Origin of the sequence: Nonomuraea sp. NPDC049784 (assembly GCF_040659615.1) — a bacterium.
Taxonomy (GTDB): Bacteria; Actinomycetota; Actinomycetes; order Streptosporangiales; family Streptosporangiaceae; genus Nonomuraea.
The window spans coordinates 1-7,583 of record NZ_JBFAMX010000503.1 but is presented as its reverse complement, the minus strand read 5'-3'; the positions used below and the strand labels follow the sequence as shown (position 1 = coordinate 7,583).

The window sequence follows — 7,583 nt, the reverse complement described above, 5'->3', positions numbered from 1 at the left end:
CACAGGCCCGCGGTCGACGCCGCCGCGCCACCCTCCTGTCCGCCGCCGTCGACCTGCTCACCGAAGGCGGCTTCGCCGCCGTCACCCACCGCGCCGTCGCCCACCGCGCCAACCTCCCCCTCGCCGCCACCACCTACTACTTCGCCTCCCGCGACCAACTCCTCGCCGAAGCCTTCGCCCAACTCGTCGAAACCGAACTCGCCACCACCCGCACCTGGATCACCCACCACGGCCTCACCGCCCTGGCCGACCAGGTCGCCACCGCCGACCGCACCCGCCAACTCGGCCTCTGGGAGCTATACGTCCACGCAGGCCGCGACCCCGTACTCCAGCAAATCGCCCGCCGCTGGACCGACGGCTGCGTCCGCATCGTCGCCGACACCCTCCACCTCCCCGACACCGACACCCGCGTCCGCCTCCTCTACACCACCCTGTCCGCCCTCTGGCTGGAACACCTCGTCGAACAACGCCCCCTCGACCAAGCCCGCGCCCTGCTCACCCACGCCGTCAAAACGGCAGAAAACGCATTGCCGCCGCCCTGACCCCCACCTACACTGCCCCCGTGCTGAAACCCGACTACCCGATCACCACCGACCGCCTCCTGCTGCGGCCCTTCACCCCCGACGACCTCGACGCCGTCCACGCCTACGAATCCCGCCCCGACGTCGCCCGCTACCTCTACTGGGAACCCCGCGAGCGCGACACCACCCGCACCTTCCTCGACAAAAAGATCACCCGCACCGCCCTCCTCGAAGAAGGCGACGCCATCGACCTGGCCGTCACCCTGCGCCACACCGGCCGGCTCATCGGCCAAAGCCTGCTCATCTGGACCAGCAAACAACACCGCCAGGGCGAAATCGGCTACGTCCTCCACCCCGACCACCACGGCCACGGCTACGCCCCCGAAGCCGCCCGCGAAATGCTCCGCCTCGGCTTCGACAGCCTCGGCCTGCACCGCATCACCGGCCGCCTCGACGCCCGCAACACCGCCTCCGCCCGCGTCCTGGAAAAACTCCACATGCGCCGCGAAGCCACCCTCATCGACAACGAATTCGTCAAAGGCGAATGGTCCAGCGAAACCATCTACGCCATCCTCCACACCGAATGGACCCCATGATCCACCACCTCGCCCTGCCCGCCGACTGGGAAGCCGCGCAGAAAGCAGGGGAGTACCGCATCTCCACCCTCGGCCGCACCCTCGACCAAGAAGGCTTCATCCACTGCAGCCGCGACCTCACCCAGCTACGCGGCGTCCACACCGCCTTCTACGCCCACCTCAACGACCCCCTGCTCGTCCTCGACATCGACCCCACCGACCTGGACATCCGCGTCGAAAACGGCTTCCCCCACCTATACGGCCCCCTGCCGCTCACGGCCGTCACCGCCGTACACCCCTACACCCCCTGAACGACCGCCCGGGCGCGCGCGAAGCCCTGAGCGCGGGGGAGCGGCGACCTCGAACAGGCCCTGGCCGTGCACGAATGGCCGCGCCACCCACCCGCCGCGCGACAGGGGAGTGCCGCGGCTAACTCGGGGAGGGTAACGACAAGGGGAAGCCCAAGCATGAAGCCGCCCGAGACCGCGGCGCCCCACGAACCGGGCCCACACCCCGCAACCATGCGACAGGCACCACGCATCAGGCCGTACCAAACGCCAGACAACCAGGGGAGAGGGGCGCAGGGGGGCCGACGCTCACCTCAAGCCCAGCGGCCACCAGCGCAAGACACGCGCACCCGCACCGGCGCCACCCACACAATGGTTGCCATGGACACCCGAACGGCCGCCCAACGCTTCGCCGACACCTGGCAACACGGCTGGACCCACCACGACACCGCCGCCATCATCGCCCTCTACCGCGACGACGCCGTCCACACCAGCATGCCCTTCCGCCCCCCGCACCAGGGCAGACAAGCCATCGCCGACTACATCCGATGGTCGTTCTCCGGCGAAACCGACCCGCACGTCACCTTCGCCGCCCCCATCGTCGACGGCGACCAGGCAGCCATCGAATTCCGGGTCCACGCCCACGACAACGGCCGCCCCATCACCCTCGCAGGCTGCGTCTTCGCCCGCTTCGACCCCGACGGACTCGCCACGCAGACCCGCGACTACTGGCACACCATCGACGGCCACCTATAACCCCGCCAGCAACTCCGCGCCCCGGCCGGCCCCCACAACCGGCCACACACCGCAACACCCCGAGCAACACACATGCGGGAAAAGATCAGCGCGCCACCCGAACAGGCGCCACCGAAGACCGCACCGGCCCACGCGAGGCCACCGGCACCGGAGCCGGCTGCGGACGCGCCATCTGCTGCGCCTGCTCCTCAGCACGCCGCTCGGCGCACCCACCCGCGCAGTACCCATTGGTCAGGATCAGACGCCCCCGCAGCGGCGTGTACGCATCCTTACCCGAAGCGGGCACAACCCCCTGACACACCGGACATAACACCGACTGACTCCCCACGTGCTGCTCCTCTCGCGGCGCGAATAGCAGGATCTCCAACCCTAAACAACGCATCCCGCCAAGGACAGCGAATCAACAGAGCGTCAAACCCCCGGTCAATGCCCAGGGGAGCCCCGCCACGCCACCGCATCCGGCCACGAAACCCCGGCTCCACCGCGCAATCCGACTCCTCGCGCCCCCTGCGCGACGAGGCCCCGCCGCCCGCCGAGAGAAAAATCACACCAGACCCACCGGCCTCACTGTCCTGTCTCATTCAATCCGGTCCAAATCCACGGGTCAGATTCCGCCCCACCGGTCGATCTCCGACGCGCGCGAGTTCCGGCCCCACCTCGCCGACGGCCAAGCGCTCATTTACCGCCGCCCGCCGAACTCCCAGTCGTGGACCTCGATGCCGGCATACCGGTCCAGGGTCAGGACGGCGCGTGCCGCATCCGGGTCAGGCGCACGGACCAGCAGCGCAGTACCCAGCCAGGTGGTGCCGTCGTCGGACAGCAGCGGCCCGTACGCGATCCTTCCAGAAGGGGCTACTTGACATAATGTTCATTATCAAGCAACCAGAATAAAGCGGCCACACCCGGGCAGACGCCCTGCATGCCCGCCCTGGACATCACAACCCCCGGCCTCATCGCGCTCACAGCCGTCATCACCGCGCTCACCATCTGGCTGATCATCCTGGCGGCCCGGCTCACCCAGCGCCCGCGCAACCGGCCCGGCATCAGCGTCGACCTGGTCGACCAGGTGCGCGAGCTCAAAGCCCTCGGCCAGATACAGGAAGCCGTCTTCCTCGTACGCGGCGAGACCGGCATGAGCCAGCGCTCCGCCGCCCGCTTCGTCAACCGCCTCTGACCCCCTCCACCCCACCCCAACCTGGACATTCAATCTCAAACCAGACAGAAGCTGGATTCTGTCTGGTTTGTGGCAAAGTCGTAAATACAGGGATAAACACCCCTTAGCGGTGCTCGCTCGCGCGAAGCGCCCCCGGCCCTGGGCTGCGCCGGCCCCGGGTGGAGTCGCCGCGTCGACGCCGAGGGATGGACGGGACGGTGACGACCCCTCCCCCGGGTTGGAGCTCCCGGAAGCGGGGTTTCGGCTCAGGGCGGGTGCGCGGCCGGGCCCCTGACGCAGGCGGATGATTCGGGCAAAGCGGGTCAACTAGGGCTGGTCTGGGCGGGTTTTTGCGGTGAAGTGTCACCGGCAGTGGACGATTCATGTCAGCATCAAAGACATGTATGGGCCATATGGGACTGTCATAAAGGCATGGGACAGAAGGGAACGCCCCTCCCGCTGAGCAGTCCCCTGCCGCCCGATTCCGTGTCCCCCACCCTGCCTGGAAAGAAGTCCCGCCTTGCGTATCTTGCTGCTGTGCTCCTCGTTCAACGGCCTGACCCAGCGTTGCTGGCTGGAGTTGCGCCGCGCCGGTCATGAGGTGAGTGTCGAGCTGGCCGTCTCGGAGCAGGCGATGGTGGAGGCGGCCGAGCTGGCCAAGCCTGATCTGGTGATCTGCCCGTTCCTGAAGGAGCGGGTGCCCGAGCAGCTGTGGCGCGGCCACCGTACGGTGATCGTCCACCCGGGGCCGCCCGGGGACCGGGGGCCGTCGTCGCTGGACTGGGCGATCCTGGAGGCCGAGCCCGAGTGGGGGGTGACGGCGTTGCAGGCGGTCGAGGAGATGGACGCGGGCCCGATCTGGGGGTATCGGACGTTCGCGCTGCCGTCGGAGGCGCCGCGTAAGTCGGCGCTGTACAACGGGCCGGTCGCGGATGCGGCGGTGGAGCTGGTGGCGGAGGTGGCGGCCAAGGCGGCGGACGCGTCGTTCGCGCCGGCGCCGCTGGATTACCGTTCGCCGGAGGTGCGGGGCCGGTTGCGGCGGGCGATGCGGCATTCCGATCGGGAGTTCTCCTGGGAGGAGCCGACGGAGGACATTGTGCGCCGGGTGCGGGCCGCGGACGGGTCGCCTGGGGGGCGGGCGACGTTGTGTGAGCTGCCGGTGCGAGTGTTCGACGTGTATCGGGGGCCGGATATCGCGGGCCAGCCGGGGCAGGTGGCGGCGCGGCGTGAGGGTGCGGTGCTGGTGCACACCGGCGACGGTTCGGTGTGGGTGGGGCATGTGCGGCTGGAGCAGGAGGGGGCGATCAAGCTTCCGTCGGCGCTGGCGCTGGGTGATCTGGTGGCTTCGGCGCCGGAGCGTTCGGGTTACAGCGAGATCACCTATGACCGTAGTGACGGTGTGGGGGTGGTGAGTTTCGACTTCTACAACGGGGCGATGTCGAGCGATCAGTGCCGCCGGTTGTCGGCGGCGCTGCGGTATGCGGCGGCGCAGAACACGCGGGTGCTGGTGGTGCGGGGCGGGGAGGTCTTCTCCAACGGCATTCATCTGAATGTGATCGAGGCTTCGCGTCATCCGGAGCTGGAGGCGTGGATGAACATCAACGCGATCAACGCGGTGTGCCGGGAGATCGTGGGGTGTACGAGTCAGCTGGTGGTGACCTCGATCGGGGGGAACGCGGGCGCGGGCGGGGTGATGATGGGGCTGGGCGCCGACCGGGTGATCATCCGGGATTCGGTGGTGCTGAATCCGCATTACCGGACGATGGGGTTGTTCGGCAGTGAGTACTGGACGTACGTGCTGCCGCGCCGGGTGGGTGCGGAGACGGCGCGGAGGTTGACGCAGCAGGCGTTGCCGGTCGGGGCGGCGGAGGCGGTCGAGGTGGGGCTGGCGGATCGCATGCTGGGCGGGTCGCGGCTGGACTTCGAGCGCAGGGTGCTGGAGTACGCGGAGCGGCTGGCGGTGGATCCGGGTTATGATCGGCTGCTGGCGGGCAGGCGGCAGGCGCGTGAGGTCGATGAGCGGCGTAAGCCGCTGGATGCTTACCGGGCCGAGGAGCTGGCGGAGATGAGCCGCGACATGTTCGACGACCGTAACGAGTTCCGGGCGGCGCGGCGGGCGTTCGTGCACAAGGCGAAGGCGTCGGCGACTCCGGAGCATCTGGCGGGTCATCGTGAGCTGTCCGGCGCGTCGGCCCCCGCGGGCGCTGCGGCATCTCATATGTGAGATATGGTCTCGTGTTGTGGCAGATGATTACCTTGTGCGGATCGGCCGGCTGATCCGGGATGCGCGCCAGCATCGTGGTTGGACGCAGCTTCAGCTGGCCGATGCTCTGGCGACGTCTCAGAGCGCGGTCAACCGGATCGAGCGCGGCAACCAGAACATCAGTCTTGAGATGATCGCCCGGATCGGTGAGGCGCTCGACAGTGAGATCGTCTCGCTGGGGTATGCGGGGCCGATGCATCTGCGGGTGGTGGGCGGCCGCCGGTTGTCGGGCAGCATCGACGTCAAGACGTCGAAGAACGCGTGCGTGGCGTTGTTGTGCGCGTCGTTGCTGAACTCGGGCCGGACGATCCTGCGGAAGGTGGCGCGGATCGAGGAGGTCTACCGGATCCTGGAGGTGCTGGCCTCGATCGGGGTGCGGGCGCGGTGGATCAACGAGGGCAGCGATCTGGAGATCGTGCCTCCGGCGAGGCTGGAGCTGGAGGCGATGGACACCGAGGCGGCGCGCCGCACCAGGAGCGTCATCATGTTCCTGGGGCCGTTGATGCACCGCACGGAGCAGTTCCAGATCCCGTACGCGGGCGGCTGCGACCTGGGCACGCGTACGGTGCAGCCGCACATGTCGGCGCTGAAGCATTTCGGGCTGGACATCACCGCGACCGGCGGGTTCTATCACGCCCGGGTGGATCGGGGGGTGTCGCCGTCGCGGCCGATCGTGCTGACCGAGCGGGGCGACACGGTGACGGAGAACGCGCTGCTGGCGGCGGCGCGGCACGACGGTGTGACGGTGATCCGCAACGCCTCCTCCAACTACATGGTGCAGGACCTGTGCTTCTTCCTGGAGCAGCTCGGCGTGCGGGTGGACGGGGTGGGGACGACGACGCTGACGGTGCACGGGCTGGCGGACATCGAGCGGGACGTCGACTACTCCCCCTCCGAGGACCCGGTGGAGGCGATGAGTCTGCTGGCGGCGGCGGTGGTGACGTCGTCGGAGCTGACGATCTGCCGGGTGCCGGTGGAGTTCCTGGAGATCGAGCTTGCGGTGCTGGAGGAGATGGGCCTCGACTGTGATCGGGGGCGGGAGTATCCGGCGGCCAACGGGCGTACGCGGCTGATGGATCTGACGGTGCGGCCGTCGAAGCTGGTCTCCCCCATCGACAAGATCCATCCGATGCCGTTCCCGGGGCTGAACATCGACAACGTGCCGTTCTTCGCGGCGATCGCGGCTTCGGCGCAGGGTTCGACGTTGATCCACGACTGGGTGTACGACAACCGGGCGATCTATTTGACGGAGCTGACGCGGCTGGGGGCGTCGGTGAAGCTGCTGGATCCGCATCGGGTGCTGGTGGAGGGGCCGACGCGGTGGCGCAGCGCGGAGATGATGTGCCCGCCGGCGCTGCGGCCGGCGGTGGTGGTGCTGCTGGCGATGATGGCGGCGGAGGGCACGTCGGTGCTGCGGAACGTGTACGTGATCAACCGCGGGTATGAGGATCTGGCCGAGCGGCTGAACGCGTTGGGAGCGCGCATCGAGACGTTCCGCGACATCTAGCGTTTGTGTCGGTGCCGGCCGCTACGGTCGTCCTTGGATCTTTTCTCGTGCGAGGGGCATTCGAGGGGAAGGTGGCGGCCGGTGCGGCCTGCGGAGCTCGAGCGGCTGACGGTGGCGGAGGCGGCTGACCGTTATGTGGAGCTGGTGCGGGCCAGGACGGTGACGGGGGCGTTGTCGCCGTCGACGGCGGAGGTGTATGCGCGGGATGTGGCGACGCTGGTGGAGCTGGCGGGCGCCGAGGTGGTGCTGGACGATCTGACGGGCGCCGATGTGGACGCGCTGCTGCTGGCGTTCGCGCGCCGGCCGGACGGGCGGCGGCGCACCGCCAGTGGTGGGCAGTCGCCGTCGTCGCAGGCGCGTTTTCGCCGGTCGATCTCGGCGTTGTTCAAGCATGCGGTGTTGGCGGGGTGGGTGCAGGTCAACCCGATGACGGCCTCGACGGTGACGGCCAAGGAGCGCGGCGGGCTGCGGCCGCAGCGGCGGGCGTTGACGCGGGAGCAGGCGCAGGGGCTGATCGGGGC

Annotated in this window: 7 protein-coding genes and 1 pseudogene; all 8 read left to right on the top strand. The window is 68.8% G+C overall.

Going from position 1 to position 7,583, the window contains the following annotated elements:
* The coding region (locus AB0J09_RS49685) for a TetR family transcriptional regulator (protein WP_360708013.1) at positions 1-542 on the top strand (542 nt) is incomplete at its 5' end.
* Positions 543-562: 20 nt separating this feature from the next.
* Positions 563-1,117, top strand: a complete 555-nt coding sequence (locus tag AB0J09_RS49680; protein ID WP_360708010.1) for a GNAT family N-acetyltransferase — start codon at positions 563-565, stop codon at positions 1,115-1,117.
* Positions 1,114-1,407 (top strand): DUF952 domain-containing protein, encoded by a 294-nt coding sequence (locus AB0J09_RS49675; protein WP_360708008.1) that lies wholly within the window; start codon positions 1,114-1,116, stop codon positions 1,405-1,407. Before AB0J09_RS49680 ends, AB0J09_RS49675 begins: the two co-directional genes overlap by 4 nt.
* Before the next feature lie 357 nt (positions 1,408-1,764).
* Positions 1,765-2,139: a nuclear transport factor 2 family protein gene (locus AB0J09_RS49670; RefSeq protein ID WP_360708005.1), complete on the top strand. Its 375-nt coding sequence runs from the start codon at positions 1,765-1,767 to the stop codon at positions 2,137-2,139.
* 919 nt (positions 2,140-3,058) lie between these two features.
* Entirely contained in the window at positions 3,059-3,313 is a 255-nt protein-coding gene (locus AB0J09_RS49665) for a hypothetical protein (protein WP_360708003.1), read from the top strand.
* A gap of 499 nt (positions 3,314-3,812) precedes the next feature.
* A complete protein-coding gene (locus tag AB0J09_RS49660) occupies positions 3,813-5,516 on the top strand; it encodes an enoyl-CoA hydratase-related protein (protein ID WP_360708000.1) in 1,704 nt (567 codons plus the stop codon).
* A 16-nt stretch (positions 5,517-5,532) separates the two neighbouring features.
* The gene (locus tag AB0J09_RS49655; protein WP_360707997.1) at positions 5,533-7,062 is read left to right on the top strand and encodes a UDP-N-acetylglucosamine 1-carboxyvinyltransferase; all 1,530 of its coding nucleotides are present in this window, start codon (positions 5,533-5,535) and stop codon (positions 7,060-7,062) included.
* A gap of 81 nt (positions 7,063-7,143) precedes the next feature.
* Positions 7,144-7,583, top strand: a pseudogene (locus AB0J09_RS49650) (integrase); the annotation flags it as partial.